The 253-nt window shown below is 36.4% G+C and carries 1 protein-coding gene; it reads left to right on the top strand.

Going from position 1 to position 253, the window contains the following annotated elements:
- Positions 1–65: 65 nt before the first annotated feature.
- Positions 66–253: AAA family ATPase (locus tag SB749_RS20195; protein WP_410711879.1), on the top strand; the 188-nt coding region annotated here is incomplete at its 3' end.

The following is a 253-nucleotide window of genomic DNA, read 5'->3' as shown; positions in this document are numbered from 1 at the left end:
CCATAATTGATATATAACGTAAGTTTCATATAAAAGGAGAAATCAACAAGCTTCAGCAAATCATCGTGTCCTTCAATTCCATATTTTACGATCGTCACAAGGAAATTAAGGCGTTGCTGATTGCATTGCTTTCTCGACAGCATGTGTTATTGATTGGTCCAGCTGGTACAGGGAAAAGTGCTTTATCCAGTATGCTTAGTAAGCTTGTTCAAGATTCACGTTATTTTCAACATTTATTAACCCGTTTTAGCAC

The sequence above is a fragment of the Brevibacterium sp. SIMBA_078 genome (genome assembly GCF_046534565.1).
Taxonomy (GTDB): domain Bacteria; phylum Actinomycetota; class Actinomycetes; order Actinomycetales; family Brevibacteriaceae; genus Brevibacterium.
The sequence above is the reverse complement of the archived record's forward strand: the minus strand, read 5'-3'. Positions and strand labels throughout refer to the sequence as shown.